The sequence below is a fragment of the Pseudomonas mandelii genome (assembly GCF_024138395.1).
GTDB classification, from domain to species: domain Bacteria; phylum Pseudomonadota; class Gammaproteobacteria; order Pseudomonadales; family Pseudomonadaceae; genus Aquipseudomonas; species Aquipseudomonas mandelii_E.
The window spans coordinates 122,225-139,136 of record NZ_JAMYDU010000003.1 but is presented as its reverse complement, the minus strand read 5'-3'; the positions used below and the strand labels follow the sequence as shown (position 1 = coordinate 139,136).

At 59.5% G+C, this 16,912-nt stretch carries 15 protein-coding genes; 14 read left to right on the top strand and 1 reads right to left on the bottom strand.

What is annotated here, in order from left to right; all coding sequences use genetic code 11:
• Positions 1–142 precede the first annotated feature (142 nt).
• Genes waaF through NHU87_RS06910 form a run of 7 tightly spaced genes read left to right on the top strand, consistent with a single transcriptional unit; the run spans position 143 to position 7,101 of the window.
• Complete coding sequence (gene waaF, locus NHU87_RS06940) at positions 143–1,177, top strand: lipopolysaccharide heptosyltransferase II (RefSeq protein WP_253546856.1); 1,035 nt, start codon at positions 143–145, stop codon at positions 1,175–1,177.
• Position 1,178: 1 nt separating this feature from the next.
• A complete protein-coding gene (gene waaC, locus NHU87_RS06935; RefSeq protein WP_253546854.1) occupies positions 1,179–2,240 on the top strand; it encodes a lipopolysaccharide heptosyltransferase I in 1,062 nt (353 codons plus the stop codon).
• Positions 2,240–3,361 (top strand): glycosyltransferase family 4 protein, encoded by a 1,122-nt coding sequence (locus tag NHU87_RS06930; RefSeq protein ID WP_253546852.1) that lies wholly within the window; start codon positions 2,240–2,242, stop codon positions 3,359–3,361. Before waaC ends, NHU87_RS06930 begins: the two co-directional genes overlap by 1 nt.
• Positions 3,361–4,167 (top strand): lipopolysaccharide core heptose(I) kinase RfaP, encoded by an 807-nt coding sequence (gene rfaP / locus NHU87_RS06925; RefSeq protein ID WP_095052848.1) that lies wholly within the window; start codon positions 3,361–3,363, stop codon positions 4,165–4,167. Before NHU87_RS06930 ends, rfaP begins: the two co-directional genes overlap by 1 nt.
• Entirely contained in the window at positions 4,167–4,901 is a 735-nt protein-coding gene (locus tag NHU87_RS06920; RefSeq protein ID WP_253546850.1) for a lipopolysaccharide kinase InaA family protein, read from the top strand. The genes rfaP and NHU87_RS06920 overlap by 1 nt, the downstream gene beginning before the upstream one ends.
• Positions 4,898–5,650 (top strand): lipopolysaccharide kinase InaA family protein, encoded by a 753-nt coding sequence (locus NHU87_RS06915; protein ID WP_253546848.1) that lies wholly within the window; start codon positions 4,898–4,900, stop codon positions 5,648–5,650. The genes NHU87_RS06920 and NHU87_RS06915 overlap by 4 nt, the downstream gene beginning before the upstream one ends.
• Positions 5,650–7,101 carry a lipopolysaccharide kinase InaA family protein gene (locus NHU87_RS06910; RefSeq protein WP_253546846.1) on the top strand — a complete coding sequence of 484 codons (1,452 nt, stop codon included), beginning with the start codon at positions 5,650–5,652 and terminating at the stop codon, positions 7,099–7,101. Before NHU87_RS06915 ends, NHU87_RS06910 begins: the two co-directional genes overlap by 1 nt.
• A 555-nt stretch (positions 7,102–7,656) precedes the next feature.
• Here NHU87_RS06910 and NHU87_RS06905 read toward each other — a convergent pair.
• The gene (locus NHU87_RS06905; protein ID WP_253546844.1) at positions 7,657–8,154 is read right to left on the bottom strand and encodes a hypothetical protein; all 498 of its coding nucleotides are present in this window, start codon (positions 8,152–8,154) and stop codon (positions 7,657–7,659) included.
• Between the two features lie 481 nt (positions 8,155–8,635).
• On the opposite strand from NHU87_RS06905, the gene NHU87_RS06900 reads away from it, so the two are divergent.
• Genes NHU87_RS06900 through NHU87_RS06870 form a run of 7 tightly spaced genes read left to right on the top strand, consistent with a single transcriptional unit; the run spans position 8,636 to position 16,814 of the window.
• Positions 8,636–10,393 carry a carbamoyltransferase family protein gene (locus tag NHU87_RS06900; protein WP_253546842.1) on the top strand — a complete coding sequence of 586 codons (1,758 nt, stop codon included), beginning with the start codon at positions 8,636–8,638 and terminating at the stop codon, positions 10,391–10,393.
• On the top strand, positions 10,377–11,507 hold the full coding sequence (locus tag NHU87_RS06895) for a glycosyltransferase (RefSeq protein WP_253546840.1): 1,131 nt from the start codon (positions 10,377–10,379) through the stop codon (positions 11,505–11,507). Before NHU87_RS06900 ends, NHU87_RS06895 begins: the two co-directional genes overlap by 17 nt.
• Complete coding sequence (locus NHU87_RS06890) at positions 11,507–12,403, top strand: antimicrobial resistance protein Mig-14 (RefSeq protein ID WP_253546838.1); 897 nt, start codon at positions 11,507–11,509, stop codon at positions 12,401–12,403. Before NHU87_RS06895 ends, NHU87_RS06890 begins: the two co-directional genes overlap by 1 nt.
• 8 nt (positions 12,404–12,411) lie before the next feature.
• The gene (locus NHU87_RS06885; protein ID WP_253546836.1) at positions 12,412–13,845 is read left to right on the top strand and encodes a PIG-L deacetylase family protein; all 1,434 of its coding nucleotides are present in this window, start codon (positions 12,412–12,414) and stop codon (positions 13,843–13,845) included.
• 52 nt (positions 13,846–13,897) lie between these two features.
• A complete protein-coding gene (locus NHU87_RS06880; protein ID WP_253546834.1) occupies positions 13,898–14,782 on the top strand; it encodes a DUF6625 family protein in 885 nt (294 codons plus the stop codon).
• On the top strand, positions 14,779–15,933 hold the full coding sequence (locus NHU87_RS06875; protein ID WP_253546832.1) for a glycosyltransferase family 4 protein: 1,155 nt from the start codon (positions 14,779–14,781) through the stop codon (positions 15,931–15,933). The genes NHU87_RS06880 and NHU87_RS06875 overlap by 4 nt, the downstream gene beginning before the upstream one ends.
• Complete coding sequence (locus NHU87_RS06870; RefSeq protein WP_253546830.1) at positions 15,930–16,814, top strand: glycosyltransferase; 885 nt, start codon at positions 15,930–15,932, stop codon at positions 16,812–16,814. Before NHU87_RS06875 ends, NHU87_RS06870 begins: the two co-directional genes overlap by 4 nt.
• Positions 16,815–16,912: the final 98 nt, after the last annotated feature.

Genomic DNA, 16,912 nt, shown 5'->3' with positions numbered 1-16,912 from the left:
AGCTGCATCGCACTGGATGTGCACAAAATTGATCCGGCGAGCCCCAATCGGCTCGTCCAAATGACCTGACGGTTCACCCCGAAGGTGCTGGATTCTCGAGGCGGGGAGGCGTATGCCTCCCCGGCTCGTTTATGGAAACCACATGAAAATTCTGATCGTTGGGCCCAGTTGGGTCGGTGACATGGTGATGGCGCAGACACTTTTTCAGTGTCTCAAGCAGCGCCACCCGCAGTGCGAAATCGACGTGCTGGCCCCCGAGTGGAGCCGGCCGATTCTTGAGCGCATGCCCGAAGTACGTCAGGCCTTGAGCTTCCCGCTCGGCCACGGCGTGCTGGAACTGGCGACGCGTCGGCGCATCGGTAAATCCCTGGCCGGTCAGTACGACCAGGCCATCCTGCTGCCCAATTCCCTGAAGTCGGCGCTGGTACCGTTTTTTGCCGGTATCCCGAAACGTACCGGCTGGCGCGGCGAGTTCCGTTACGGCCTGCTCAATGACGTGCGTGCGCTCGACAAAGAACGTTACCCGCTGATGATCGAGCGCTTCATGGCCTTGGCCTTTGAGCCCGGCGTCGAGTTGCCGCAACCGTATCCACGGCCGAGCTTGCAGATCGACCCGGTAACTCGCGACGGCGCCCTGGCCAAGTTCGGTCTGGCCCTCGACCGTCCGGTGTTGGCGTTGTGCCCCGGCGCCGAGTTTGGCGAGTCCAAGCGCTGGCCGTCCGAGCACTATGCCAAGGTCGCCGAAGCGAAGATCCGTGAAGGCTGGCAGGTCTGGCTGTTCGGTTCGAAAAACGATCATGCAGTGGGCGAAGACATTCGCGCGCGGCTGATTCCCGGGCTGCGTGAAGAGTCGGTGAACCTCAGTGGCGACACGTCCCTGGCCGAGGCCATCGATCTGCTGTCCTGCGCTGACGCGGTAGTCTCTAACGACTCCGGCCTGATGCACGTGGCCGCCGCGCTGAACCGCCCATTGGTGGCGGTGTACGGCTCGACCTCGCCGGGTTTCACACCTCCGTTGGCCGAGCACGTCGAGATCGTGCGCCTGGGCATCGAATGCAGTCCATGCTTCGATCGCACCTGCCGTTTCGGTCATTACAATTGTTTGCGCCAGCTCATGCCGAAAGCGGTGAACGAAGCCTTGCAGCGGTTGCTGGGCACTGTGGTCGAGGTCAAATAGTTTGCGGGTACTGTTGATCAAGACTTCTTCGCTGGGCGACGTGATTCACGCGTTGCCAGCGTTGACCGACGCGGCGCGGGCGATCCCCGGCATCACGTTCGACTGGGTAGTGGAAGAAGGCTTTGCCGAGATTCCGACCTGGCACCCGGCCGTGGGCAAGGTGATTCCGGTGGCAATCCGTCGCTGGCGCAAGAACATCTGGCAGACCATCAAGAGTGGCGAGTGGAAGCGCTTCAAACAAAGCATTCGCGCGACCCAATATGACTTGGTGATCGATGCCCAGGGCCTGCTGAAAAGCGCCTTGCTGACTCGCTATGCCAAAGCCCCAGTGGCCGGGCTGGACAAGAACTCGGCCCGCGAACCGATTGCCGCGCGCTTCTACTCCCGGCGTCTGGCCGTGGCCCGTGGGCAGCATGCGGTAGAGCGGGTGCGTCAGCTGTTCGCGGTGGCACTGGGTTACGATCTGCCTAAAGGGCTGGGCGACTACGGCCTGAACGTCGAGCGACTGGTGGAGTTGCCGCGCAAGAATCCGTACGTGGTGTTTCTCCATGGCACCACTTGGGACACCAAGCACTGGCCCGAAGCCTACTGGCGCGAGTTGGCCGAGCGGGTGGGTTACCTCGGCGTGGCGGTGAAGCTGCCGTGGGGTAATCCGGTCGAAAAGGCCCGCGCCGAACGCATCGCCAAAGACATGCGACACGTCGAAGTGCTGCCCAAACTGAATCTGGCGGGTGTCGGTAAAGTCCTGGCCGGAGCGCAAGCCTGCGTGGCGGTGGACACCGGTCTCGGTCACCTCGCTGCGGCGCTGGACGTGCCGACCCTGTCGCTGTTCGGCCCGACCAACCCGGGCCTGACCGGGGCGTACGGCAAGTCGCAGATTCACATGGCCAGCGACTTCCCCTGCGCGCCGTGCCTGCAAAAGAAATGCACCTATCAACCGACGGCCGACGATGCCCGTCGGTTCGACCTGAAACGCGAGTGGCCCCTGTGCTTCACGCGTCTGAATCCCGAGCGTGTCGCCAGCCGACTGAGCGCGTTGTTACTGGCTGAGGAGCTGCGCTGATGCAATTGGCATTCGTCCTGTACAAATACTTTCCCTTTGGTGGCTTGCAGCGCGATTTCATGCGCATCGCCCTGGAGTGTCAGCAACGTGGCCACCAAATTCGCGTCTATACACTGATCTGGGAAGGCGATATTCCACCGGGTTTCGAAGTGCTGGTGGCACCGGTCAAGGCGTTCTTCAATCATCGACGCAACGAAAAACTCACCGAGTGGATGGAGGCCGATCTGGCCAAGCGTCCGGTGGATCGCCTGATCGGTTTCAACAAGATGCCGGGCCTGGACGTTTACTACGCCGCCGACGGCTGCTTCGAAGACAAAGCGCAGAACCTGCGCAACTCGCTGTACCGTCGTTGGGGTCGCTACCGGCACTTCGCCGAGTACGAGCGCGCGGTGTTCGCCAAGGATGCCAAAACCGAAGTGCTGATGATTTCCGAAGTGCAGCAGCCGCTGTTCATCAAACATTACGACACGCCGCTTGCGCGCTTCCATTTGCTGCCGCCGGGTATCTCTGCGGATCGTCGCGCACCGGCCAATGCTGCCGAGATCCGTGCCGGGTTTCGTCGCGAGTTCAACCTGAAAGAGGATGAGCTGCTGCTGGTGCAGATCGGCTCCGGGTTCAAGACCAAAGGCGTGGACCGCAGCCTCAAGGCGCTGGCCGCCTTGCCCGCCGAACTGAAAAAGCGCACCCGACTGTTTGTAATTGGTCAGGACGACCCCAAAGTATTCCAGTTGCAGAGCGCTACATTGGGGCTCGGCGACAACGTGCAGTTCCTCAAGGGCCGCAGCGATATCCCGCGTTTCCTGCTCGGTGCCGATCTGTTGATCCACCCGGCGTACAACGAAAACACCGGGACGGTATTGCTTGAGGCCGTGGTAGCCGGCTTGCCGGTGCTGGTGAGCGCGGTGTGCGGGTACGCCCATTATATCGCCGAGGCCGACGCGGGCCTGGTGCTGGACGAACCCTTCGATCAGGCGCAACTGACGCAGTACCTGACCGGCATGTTGAATGACGCAAACGCACGGGCGGCCTGGAGCCGCAACGGTCTGGCTTTTGCCGAGACGGCCGACCTCTACAGCATGCCGCAGCACGCGGCCGATGTGATTCTGGCGGAGCACGCTTAATGAAGTTGATGCTGGCTGAACCGTTCAAGAGCCTCTGGGCTGGACGCGATCCGTTCGCCGAAGTCGAGGGCCTCGAGGGCGAGGTGTACCGCGAGCTTGAAGCGCGCCGGACACTGCGTACTGAAGTGGACGGCCACGGGTTCTTCGTGAAAATCCACCGTGGCATCGGCTGGGGCGAGATCTTCAAGAACCTGCTGACCGCCAAGCTGCCGGTGCTTGGCGCGGGCCAGGAGTGGAAGGCCATTCAGCGTCTGCAAGAAGTCGGCGTGCCGACCATGACCGCTGTCGCTTACGGCGAAAAGGGCAGCAACCCGGCGGACCAGCATTCGTTCATCGTCACTGAAGAGCTGGCGCCCACCGTCAGCCTCGAAGATTTCAGCATCGACTGGGTCAAGCAGCCGCCCGAGCCAAAACTCAAGCGCGCCTTGATCGCCGAAGTCGCGCGCATGACCGGCATGATGCACCGCGCCGGGGTCAACCACCGCGACTGCTACATCTGCCACTTCCTGCTGCACACCGATAAACCGGTAACAGCCGACGATTTCAAGCTGTCGGTGATCGATCTGCACCGTGCCCAGACCCGTCCGACGATTACCCAGCGCTGGCGCAACAAGGACCTGGCGGCGCTGTATTTTTCGGCGCTCGATATTGGCCTGACCCGTCGCGACAAACTGCGTTTCCTCAAGGGTTATTTCCAGCAGCCGCTGCGCCAGATCCTGGCCGAAGAAGCGGGACTGCTGGCATGGCTCGAAGGCAAGGCCAACAAGCTCTACGAGCGTAAACAGCGATATGGGGATGCGCTCTGATGTCGGGCTGGACACTGGAACCTGCTTACAGCGATCTGGCAGAAGACTTCGGCAGTCTTGACGCGGTGTTCGCGCTCAAGGGCGAGCGACTGACCCGCGATCCACTGTCCGAGGTCATTCGCGTCCAGCGCAATGGCGTCAACTATTACGTTAAGCGCTACGTCGGCGCCGGCAAAGGCCTGCGCCGCTACCTGGGCAAGCCGCGGGTGAAGGCCGAGTGGCAAAACCTCAAGCGTTTCGCCAAATGGGGTATTCCCACCGCCGAAGTAGTGGCCTGGGGGCTGGAACGACGCGGCGTGGCATATGACCGTGGGGCGATGATCACACGTGAGCTGCCCCATACCGAAGATTTGTCGGCTTTGGCTGATCGGCATGATCCGAAGCTGGCCGACCGCGCCTGGGTCGACAGCATCAGTCGACAGCTGGCGGGCTATACCCGGACCATGCACGACCACCGGTTTACCCATAACGATTTGAAGTGGCGCAACCTGCTGATCGACGATGAGGCGCGGCTGTTTCTGATCGACTGCCCCAACGGTGATTTCTGGAGCGGCTTCTGGCTCAAGTACCGGATCACCAAGGACCTGGCTTGTCTGGACAAAGTGGCCAAATATCACCTGTCGGCCACTCAGCGCCTGCGCTTTTACCTGCAATACCGCCAATGCACCCGGCTCGATGCCGCCGACAAGAAACGGATTCGGCACGTGGTGAGATTTTTCGAGGGACGCGAATGACTGATTTTCTGGCTGCTGAAGACCGTGCGCTGCTTGAGCGTCATGGCCTTGGCACCTTCGACGCGCTCTGGGCCAAACAGCTCGAGGCGGTGGATGAACCCAACACCGTTGGTGATGGCTGGAGCAGCGTGTTTCGGCTGGAGCTGGAAGGTCATGGCTACTACCTCAAGCGCCAGAGCAATTACCTGATGCATACATGGCATTCGCCCTTTGGCGAGCCAAGTTTTGCCCGTGAGTTTCGCAACATCAGTCGTTATCGGAAACTGGGTGTTCCGGCGCTGCAGGCGGCGTTCTTCGGTGAGCGCAAGGTCAACGGCGAAGTCCGGGCGATTCTGCTGACCCGCGCGCTGGACGGTTGGGATGATCTGGATTCACTGTTGCAGCGCTGGTCCGACCTGAGCGCGGCGCAGCACTCGGCGATTCTGAAAGCCTGTGGGCAACTGGCGCGACGTCTGCACGAGGTGCGTCAACTGCACGGTTGCTTCTATCCCAAGCATATTTTTCTTCAGGCCACCGGTGACGGTTATCAGGCTCAGTTGATCGACCTGGAAAAAACCCGCCCGTTGTTGTTCGGCCAACGTGATCGGGTCAAGGACCTGGAACCGTTGCTGCGTCGGGCGCCGGAATGGAGCGAAAGTCAGCTGCGCGAATTGTTGGCGGTTTATCTGGATCAGCCATTGAACAGTTCGCTGGTGGACAGTTGGGTATCGCGCCTGAGTGCGCGGCGCAGCCAAAAGGAGACGCGTTGATGCGTTTGTCCGAACTGAAAAACGCCGGCCGCAGCCCAAGCCTGCCGCTGAACATTCCACTGGCCGATGCCGCGGGGGCTGCAGAGCTGCAATTGCTGAGCCTGCTGCGGGTGTTGCCGGGTCAGCGTTATGTGGGCGCCGGCGTCTGGCGCGGTCGGCCGGTGCTGGCCAAGTTGCTGGTCGGCGGTAAAGCGGCGCGGCACTTTCAGCGTGAACTGGACGGCGTGCGTTTACTCGCAGCTCAAGGGCTGACCACGCCGTTGCTATTGGCTGATGGCCTGAAGGACGGCGAAGGCGGCTGGCTGTTGTTCGATTTCCTTGAGGGCGCCGAGAGCCTGGGGGACGCCTGGAAACAGGTCGAACACTTGCCCGTGTTGGCGGATGAACAATCCTCGGTGCTGGCCGAGGCGTTGGGCGCGATCGGTCATCTGCACAGCAAGGGCCTGTGGCAGGAAGACCTGCACCTGGACAACTTGCTGCGCCATGGCGGTCAGTTGTACTTGATCGATGGCGCCGGGATCCATGCCGAGACGGCTGGCAAGCCACTGTCGCAGCAGAAAGTCCTGGAAAACCTAGGGGTGTTTTTTGCCCAGTTGCCCAAATCGCTGGAGCCCTTCACCGAAGAATTGCTGGTGTATTACCTGCTGGAAAACGGCGAGCATGCCTTGCCGATGGAAGCGTTGCAGAAGCAGATCGACAAAGTCCGTCGCTGGCGTTTGAAGGATTTCCTGATCAAGGTCGGCCGCGAATGCACGTTGTTCAGCGTCCAGCGCGGAGCGTTCGGCTTGCGGGCGATTCGCCGTGAGGAAGAGGCGGCGATGTTGCCGGTGCTGGAGCAGGCCGATGCCTTGCTCGATCAAGGCCATCTGTACAAGACCGGTGGCGCGGCGAGCGTCGGCAAGGTCGAGGTGGCGGGTCGTACATTGGTGGTCAAGCGCTACAACATCAAAGGCTTTGCCCATTGGCTCAAGCGTTTCTGGCGCCCGAGCCGCGCCTGGCACTCATGGCGTGAAGGCAATCGCCTGGCGTTCCTGGGTATTGCCACGCCCAAGCCGTTGGCGTTGCTGGAGAAGCGTTTTCTCTGGCTGCGCAGCCGGGCGTACCTGGTGACCGAGTATTTGCCGGGGCCGGACATCATCGAGCGGTTCGCGCCGTACGTGGAAAGCGGCGAAGCGCCGCAAGCCGAGTTGCAGGCTCTGGATCACCTGTTCGCCGAGCTGATTCGCGAGCGGATCAGCCATGGCGATTTTAAGGGCCATAACCTGTTCTGGCAGCAGGATCGCTGGGCGCTGATCGATCTGGATTCGATGTGTCAGCATGGCTCGATCAGTAGCTTTGCCCCGGCGTACGCGCGGGATCGGGCTCGATTCATGCGTAACTGGCCAGAGAGCAGTGCGCTGTATCGGGTGATTGATCAGCGGTTGCCCAAAGCCATCTCTAGCGCTGCCTGAATCGGGTCTTCGACCCTATCGCGGGCAAGCCCGCTCCCACAATGGTCGCTGGTGTTCACAAGAATTGTGTCACCGCTGATCCCTGTGGGAGCGGGTTTGCCCGCGATGGCCTTGGGTATCTACACACCTTCCCGGTACATATCCGTTTCTGCGGTAATGGCCACTTAGGGTTCCGCCCTTACGGCGGGTCACTTGGAAAAGCGCCAAGTAACCAAGCGCTCTTTGCCCCTGTCGTTCGGTGCCTCGCCCAGGCTCGGCATGCTCTCGAGGGGGCGGAGCGTCAAAATCAAAATCAAGGCGGCCTGCCGGCCGGCCTGACATCAAGTGAACGCATGTCCCTGTAGGAGCTGTCGAGCGAAGCGAGGCTGCGATCTTTTGATCTTTTCGGGGGGCGCGGTTGCTCATTGTCCGGCCGGTAACCCAGCTTTTACTTGAGCGCGAATTGGATAGGTCGTGTACTCCATTGCAAGTCCTCATCTCTTTCAGCCCCTAGCCAAATAATGTACTGGGCGCTACACGCGTACCCTGCATAGGGGATATAGGCGTGAGGCGGGATCATGAATTTGAAGGGTTCGGTTGGTCGGGTTGCCGGGACGGTTTCCACGAATTTGAAAATCTGTTCGGAGTGACCGTCACAATCCAGATAAGAGAGAGGGCATTGTATTCGCGCAAGTTCTCTATGATCGGGATGGTCGTTGTCAGGCCGTTGGGGTAGTCAGAGGTTTGAAGTGCGTTATCGACCAGTCCCTCGACAATGGCTGGCTGATATTTCATCTCAGGCGTTACTTCTACCTTTAGCAAGGGTGAGGTGGTTTCGTTGCCGTTCAGCGTGATGGTGTAGCTGAGCGTTACCTCCTTGTCGGTGAATCTTTCGATTTCATTCGCCGCGATCTCGAGCAGTTGATCATTGCCAGGGTCGGTGATCGGGACAGGTTCGCTGTCATAGGAGACTGAGCCATCGGCGGTGACCCAGTGAGCGACAGCCATGCCACCCTGATCCTCCTTGCGGGTATTGACGACGACGAAGGGCCGCAAGTTTTTTACCACCTCCATCGGTAAAACAACTCCCCATTTATCCGAGCCCCAGAAGTATCGAAGTTGGCCTGTGTATACCGTTCTATAGCCCAGAACGGGAGAGCCAAGGATTGCACTTTTGCGAGGAGTCTTTGGGTGGGGGGCGTGGGTAAAACCCACTGTGTGACCTCTATAAGTATTCACCGTAGTCATTCCTTGTTTCTGTGGATGTGTGAATGCATTGAGCGGCAGACGGGGGGCGCTGGCTACTGACATAAATGACAGTTATTTAGACTGAACGAACTGACTTGATGGGTGGCACTACCCTGATTCGTTATAAGTGCGCAGGGTTGGCTGGTACGCACCTTCCACCATGAGCTGGGAGTGCTCAATCCAATGTCAGTGTGATTGACATTCCTTGCTATAATCCCGCCCTTTAGCTGTCTCTCGCCCCTTGCGAGGGCACATTAATTTTTGTGGCGCATTGCGCCTGCATGCAGACTAAAGAGGCTAGACCCCTGTGGCATTGACGATTCTTGGCCTGTCCGGCGCCCTTAGCCATGATCCTTCCGCAGCCCTGTATATCGACGGCAAGCTGGTCGCGGCGGCTGAAGAAGAGCGCTTCGTGCGCGATAAACATGCAAAGAACCGCATGCCTTATGAATCGGCGAAGTTCTGCCTCGAGCAGGCGGGCATCAAGCCTTCCGACGTTGACGTGGTGGCGATTCCGTTTGCGCCAATCAGCCTGTTCGGCAAGGCTCGCTGGCACTACGCCAAGCGTTACTGGTACGCCCCGGACCGCGCCCTCGACGCGATCCTGATGGGCAACCGTCGCTACAAGCGCTATCGCAACAAAATTGTCTGGTGCCTCGAGCAACTGGGTTTCGATCCGAAGAAAATCAAGATCGAACCGGTCGAGCACCACCTTGCCCACGCCTCCAGTGCTTATCACTGTTCCGGTTTCAAAGAGAAAACCGCGATCCTCGGGATCGACGGCAAGGGTGAGTACGCCACGACCTTCTTCGGTTACGGCGAAAATGGCAAGATCCACAAGATCAAGGAATTCTTCGATCCGGACTCCCTCGGCGGCCTGTACGGCGCGATCACTGAATTCCTCGGTTTCGAGATGCTCGACGGTGAGTTCAAGGTCATGGGCATGGCGCCGTACGGCGACGCCAGCAAATACGATTTCTCGCGTCTGGCCTCGTTCGAAAACGGCGAGTTGGTGATCAACACCGACTACGCCAACGTCATCGGCCTGCGTCGTTATAAAGAGAAGGGCAAAGGTTTCTACTTCTCGCCGAAGCTGATCGAGTGGCTAGGGCCCAAGCGCGAAGGCGACATCGCCGACGAGCCGTACATCCACTACGCCGCAAGCATGCAAGCGCTGTTCGAGAAACTGGCGTTGCAGATGATCGACCACTACCTGGGCGATGTGCTCAAGGAAACCGGCAAACTGGCCTTCGCCGGTGGCTGTGCGTTGAACGTCAAGTTGAACCAGAAAATCATTGCCCGCGACGATATCAAAGAACTGTTCGTTCAGCCTGCGTCCGGCGACGCCGGTACCGCAGTTGGCGCTGCGGCATACGTGTCCCACGCCCGTGGCGTACCGGTCGAGAAGATGGAACACGTCTACCTCGGCCCGTCCTACAGCAACGAAGACGTGCTCGCGGCCTGTGCCCGTCACCCGAGCAAACCGGCGTGGCGCAAGCTTGAGAACATGCCGCAAAGCATCGCCAAGATCATGGTCGACGGCAACCCGGTGGCCTGGTTCCAGGGCCGCATGGAGTTCGGCCCGCGCGCCTTGGGCGGTCGTTCGATCATCGGTTGCCCGAGCGCGACCGGCGTGGCTGACCGGATCAACCACCAGATCAAGTTCCGCGAGCGCTGGAGGCCTTTCTGCCCGTCGATGCTCGACACCGTTGCGCCGCAGATGATCAAGATCGATCACCCGGCGCCATTCATGACCTTCACCTTCGAAGTGGCTGAAGAGTGGAAGACCCGCGTGCCGGAAGTCGTCCACGAAGACGGCACGTCCCGGGCCCAGGTGCTCAAGCGCGAATACAACCCGCGCTACTACGACATGATGAAGGCGCTGGAAGTGCTGACCGGTAATGGCGTGTCGCTGAACACCTCGCTCAACCGTCGTGGCGAGCCGATGATTTGCTCGCCGACCGACGCCTTGAACATGTTCTTCGGTTCCGACCTGCAGTACCTGATCATGGAAGACATTCTGGTGGTCAAAGAAGGTGCGGACGCTTATGACACGCTCGGCTGAACGCCATGTGCTGCAGTTCTGTCACGGCTATGACGGGCCGTTTCTGGACTGCGCCCGGCAATACGCCAGTCTGTTCGCGGGGACCGGTTATCGAGTGACCACGGTGTTTCTGACCGGGGTTGCAGATAGCCAAGTCGCCGCAAACTGCGCGTCCGATGAAGTGCTGTTCATGGAATACAGCTCCAAGGCCATTCGTGGCCTGAAGCTGGGCGCCATCGGCGATCTGCGCAAGATCGCCGCCTCGCGCAATTTCAGTTTCTGCATTGCTCACCGCTTCAAACCGATCTACATCGCCTTGCTTGGCACTTCGTTGCCGGTCATTGGCGTGCATCACGCATTTGGCGATTACCAGCGCGGCACCCGCAAACTGTTCGCGCATGTTTTTCGCAAGCGCCTGAGTCTGCTTGGGGTCTCCGATGCGGTGCGTGACGACATGCGCCGTTGTTTGCCGAAATGGCCGGTCGAGCGGATTCAGACGCTTTATAACCGTGTCGATGTGCAGGCGCTGCAAACCAGTCAGGTATCGGTTCGCGAGGCCCGGGAAACCCTCGGTCTGTCAATGGATGCCTGGATTGTCGGCAACGTCGGGCGCCTGCATCCGGACAAGGATCAGGCCACGCTGCTACATGGTTTTGCCGCGGCGTTGCCGGGGTTGCCGGCCAACAGTCAGTTGGTGATCCTTGGCAGCGGTCGGCTGGAACAGGACCTAAAGGCCCTGGCGCGCGAATTGGGTATTGGCGATCGTGTGCTGTTCCTCGGCCAGGTGCCCGAGGCGCGTCGTTACTTCCGCGCTTTCGATGTGTTTGCCCTCAGTTCCGATCACGAACCGTTCGGCATGGTATTGCTGGAGGCCATGGCCGCCGGTGTGCCATTGCTCGCGACCGCGTGCGGCGGGGCCAGGGAAGTGGTCGAAGGCGTGGGCATTCTGTTTCCGTTGGGCGATGCCGAGCATCTGGCTCAAGGGCTGCAACATCTGGCCGCGATGGACGAGCAGCAACGTCGCCAGTGTGCCGAGCTGATGTTCGACCGCTTGCGTGAGCGCTTCTCCGATCGCGCGGTACGCGATGCCTTCTGGCATTTGCCGCACGTCACCGAACTGGCACCGAGGGGCTGATGCTCAACCGATTTCAAGGCTGGCGCGAACGTGGCTGGGCGCAGGTCGACGCATCGACTTATGCACAGGCCTGGCAACGTTTTGGCGGCAGCGTCGCGACTCATCCTTTAGTGGTCGAGCGTCTGGCACAGTTGGCGGACATTCCGGTGCGCTATCTGGCCTGGGAACAGAACGGCGAAGTGAAAGCCGCCATCCCGACCTGGGGTCGCGACCTGGCGCTGTCCAAGGACGTGCTCAAGCGCAGTGGTAAAAAGGGTCTGTTCGACCTCGGCAATGCCGAGTTGATCCTGCCGGCCGCCGCGCATGCCCAGGCACCGTTGCGCCATCGCGGCCGTTACTTGTCGGCCTTGAATGAAGGCCGTTTCACCGGCATGAAGCTGCAGGTCGAACAACTGGCTATGGCGCGAACGCCTGAAGAGCTGTCGAAGAAGTTTCGCTACAACCAGCGCCGCGAATTGCGCTTGCTGGAAGAGGCGGGCGGTGTGGCGCGGCCGGTTACCGAGTTCTCCAGCAGCGAGCTGGCGGCGATCTATTGCGACTTGTTCCAGCGTCGCTGGGGTTTCCCGGCCACCGGTGCCGAGCGCATGGGCGAGGTGATCGAGCTGTTGCGCGAGTTGCTCATCGGCTCGGTGATTTTCCTCAACGACGCACCGATTGCAATTCAGTTGGTGTACCGCGTCGAGGCGCCGGAGTGGATCAGCGTCGAGTATGTCAACGGCGGTGTCGATCCTGAAACCCGCGAACTCAGCCCCGGTAGCGTGCTGAGTTTTCTCAACACCCAAAGCGCCTGGGAACATGCACGCGCGCTGAATAAACCCCTGCGGTTTTCCTTTGGTCGGACCGACCGTGAGTACAAGGATCGTTGGTGCAACTCTGTGCCGGTCTTCACTGTATGAGCCAACCCATGAGTCGCAAACAGCAACTGCTCAAGCGCCATCGGCGCAACAAACGCATTGGCTTGTTGATCGCGCTGATACTGTTGATCGCTATTGGCGTGCTGGTCGCCTGGTGGCTGCCGCTGGTGCTTGCGGTGCTGGGTTGGATTGCCCATGAGGCGTGGTTTGCCGATCATCTGTTTTATTCGCCCAAAGACGATTATCAATACAGCTTCCCGCCGTATACACAGCAGCCAAAAGTTCATCTCGACGGTGAGCGGCTGCGACTGGACGAGGGTGTCATCCTTGTCGATGACGCTACGCTGGTGCTGGCTTTACGAGTGAAAAGCACGTGGCTGGGGCGCTTTATCGATCCGCTGATCGAGTTGTCGGGTGGCGATAATCCCGACCGGCAAACCTTCGAGCGCGGTGTAAATGGCCTGCGTTACCTGAACCTCACGGGTCAGGCGCAGGTGCTGTCGCAAGGTAAGTTGCGTTTGCGTGGGCGTTTTTGCCGATTGCTCGGCGAGCCTGTGCTCTGGACGTTCGAGCATCCAGACTACCGCCGTCAGCGGGTGATGGTGATCGCGCCTCACGCCGACGATGCTGAATTGGCCGCCTACGGTTTGTACAGCCAAGCCGACGAAACCTGGATCGTCACCCTGACGGCCGGCGAGATCGAAGCCGAACATTATCAACAATTGGGCCTGAACCAGATCGAAGCGGCTCGCCTCAAGGGGCGTTTACGTGCCTGGGACAGCATCGCTGTGCCGCGCTGGGCCGGGGTGCCCGAGGCACATTGCGTGCAGTTGGGGTATTTTTGTCTGCAATTGGCAGCGATGCAGGCCGCGCCGGGTACTCCGGTCGGTTCGCGGGAAGCGGATTTGAGCGACACCCGCTTGTTCCGTCAATTGAATCCATTTGTCCTGCCGGGTGATATCGACGGTGTGCCGAGCTGGAATAATTTGCTGGCCGATCTGCGTGAACTGCTGCTGCGAGCCCGTCCGGAAGTGATTGTACTGCCACACCCGACCCTTGATCCGCACCCTGATCACATCTGTGCCCAGCAAGCGGTTCTTGAAGCGTTGAAAGGGTTGGAATGGCAGCCGACCACCGTTCTGGGCTATGCCAATCACCTGCACGACAATGATCGTTGGCCGATGGGTGACGCGGGGCATGGCATCGCTCTGCCACCAGCGTTCGATTCGGTAGCGCCGATGCAGCCATGCTGCCTGCCACTCTCTTTGGAGCGTCAGCGCGATAAAGCGATGGCGTTGGGTATGATGCATGACTTGCAACCACAGCTTCCATTCAAACGGCGCCTGCGGCGGTTGTTGCAGTGGTTCTTGGCTAGTAGAGTGCCGTCCGTCTACGGGGAGAACGATTTCTTTCGCAAGGCGGTCAGACGCCATGAGTTGTTCTGGGTTTTGAAGCATGATGAAACATCTGCACGGCAGAAATGAAGTGTCACGCGGCCTGGCATGGCTGCGCATTTAAGCTGCAATGAGTATTTCTGTGATCAATCCACGCCCGCGTATTCTTTTCCTCATCCCATATTTCGGTCATTGGCCGTTCTGGATGCCATTTTTCCTCGAGAGTTGCCGGCGCAACTCCGATATCGATTGGTTGCTGTTCAGTGACTGCGGTATGCCCGAAACCTTGCCGCCCAACGTAACGGTCGAGGCCATGAGCTTCAATGAGTACTGCGCGCTGGTGTCGCGGCGGCTGAATATCGACTTTGCGCCTGATGCCGCGTACAAACTCTGCGACATCAAGCCGGCGCTGGGGCATATCCATGTCGACCGGCTGCAGGGCTATGATTTCTGGGCATTCGGCGATATTGACCTGGTATATGGTGACCTGCGAAGTTATTTCACGTCGACCCGGCTGGCCAGTTATGACCTGTTCTCCACCCATGAGCGGCGGGTGGCGGGACATCTCTGCCTGATGCGCAACACCGCGCGCAAGCGTGAGTTGTTCATGCAGATCAAGGACTGGCAAACACGCTTCACCGACCAGGCACATCACGCGCTGGACGAGGGGGCATTCAGTCGAATCTTCCTCTGGCGCAAGAATTTCCCGGAGCCTTTGTTCTCTCTGGTAGGCAAGTTCAATCCTTGGCGTCGCCGCAGCGAGTTCACCGAGGCGTTCAGCACACCCGGTGGTTGCATCAAGTGGCATGACGGCACGGATGACTTTCCGCATCACTGGTATTGGCGCAATGGCTGCTTGAGTAACGATCGCGATGGCGATCGCCGGTTTCCGTATTTCCACTTCGTCTGCTGGAAACGCAACGAATGGTCACGGTTGCCTCCACCCGATCCGGCCGAGGTCAGGCGCATCGCCGCTGAACCGGCCTGGGTCATCGATGCGACTGGTTTTCACCGGGGAGAGTTATGAGTCAACGGTCAAAGGTTCTGCAGTTGCAGCCTGACTACAACGTCAAAGCCCACGATTTTGCCGACCTTGCGGAGCAGATCGTCAAGGCTCTACCAAGCGATCGCTATGAAGTGACCGCGGCGTTTTTGCGTGGCAAGCCGGGGCCCGGCGAAGCGGTGAGCCGCGCCGACCGTTCGGTGTATTTCGAGTTTTCCGACAAGTCCCTCAAGGGCATGCGCCTGCGAGCGATGTGGCAGGTGTACAAATTCTGCCGTGCAGAAAAATTCGATGTGGTGATTTGCAACCGCTTCAAACCGGTAAACATGATGCTGGCGCTCAACCGTTGGTTGAAAGTACCGCTATGCATCGGCATCTCCCATGGATTTGGCGAGTATGACCGGTTTTACCGGCGTCGCCAGACCCAGCGCCTGGTCGATCGCCATTGGCGTTTCGTCGGTGTGTCGCCGGCGGTCAAACAGTACCTGCTTGATTGTGACTGCGGCTTCACCGACCAGAATACCTACGCGATCACTAACGCCATCGACATTGAACAGGCAGAGGGTTTGCAGCACAGCCGCGAACAGGCTCGCGAGCTACTGGGCATTGACCCGTCGGTGCGCTTGATCGGTGCATTGGGCCGGCTAGTGCCAGTCAAGGGGCACACCTATCTGCTGCAGGCCTTTGCCGCCCTCAAGGACAAATACCCCAATACTCAACTGGCAATCATCGGCGCAGGGCGTGAAGAGTCGCGCCTGGCTGGCGAAATTGAACGCCTGGGCCTGACCGGTCGCGCGCATTTGCTGGGGTTCAAGGAAAACGCTTTGCAGTATGTTCGAGCGTTCGACATCTGGACCATGCCATCCCTGGCTGAAGGCTTGGGATTGGCGTTGCTGGAAGGCATGAGCGGACACCTGCCGGTGATCGCCTCGAACGTGCCGGCCATGTTACCGCTGATTCAGGGCGCAGGTGGTCTGACGATTACCCCCGCAGACGTGCCGACGCTGGTTGCAGCGCTGGATAACTACCTTGGAATGTCGGATGACGAGCTCAAGGCAAAGGGCGAACAAGCCTACCGTTATCTCCAGGAACAACACGATATCGAAGTGTTCCGGCAGCAATACCTGAACCTGATCGAATCCGGCTTGAATCAAGCCCATAAGGAACAATCATGAGCGACGCGCAACCCCTCGTCACGATCATCATTGCGTCGTACAACCACGGCCGCTATATCGAGGAAAGCATTCTCAGCGTCCTCAACCAGACCTATAAAAATATCGAGTTGCTGGTCGTCGATGATGGCTCCAGCGATGACAGCGTCGAGCGGATCAACGCCTTGCAGGCGCAGCACGGTTTCGATTTCCGGGTTCAACAAAACCAGGGGCTGACCAATACCCTCAACGGCGCCATCGCTCGTTCGAAGGGCAGCCTGATCGTGCCATTCGGTTCCGACGACGTCATGCTGCCGGAGCGTATCGCCACCCAGGTAGCGTACATGGACGGCAAGCCCGAGGTCGGGATTTGCGCCGGCAACATCGAGTTGATCGACGCCGACGGCAATCTGTACCCGGAGAAACGTCAGAACCGCGATGTGCCATTCCGTCGCCTGGATTTCGATGACATGTTCCTGGAGCGCAAGCCTTATCCGCCGGCACCTACCCTGATGATCCGCCGTGAAGCGCTGGACAAGGTGGGTGGCTTCGACCCGAACATTCGGCTGGAGGACTTGTTGATCGAGTTGAAGGTGACCCGCGCCGGCTACTTCATCGATGGCCTGAATGTGCTGATGGCGCGCTATCGCAAGCACGCCACCAACTCCTACAAGAATCATCGCTTCATGATTGATAACATCCTGCGCTCCTACGCGCTGTTCAGCGATCATCCGCTGTACGACGAGGTGCGCTACAAGTTCCTCAGCTCGATGTTCCTGAAAACCGCCAATCGCGATCGCAAACTGGCGCGGGAACTGCTGGCGCAGATCCCGTTCAAGGCCTGGAACAAGAAGACCTGGCGCGGTCTGGGGCGGCTGTATTTCTCGTCGCTGGAAAAAGACTGATTCAGCCTTGACGCGTTCGATGCAGCAGCTGGCGAACCGCTGCTGCATCAAGTGCATTATCAAGCTTTAGCGAGCGATCCTCTCGGTCAGCCTCTTGT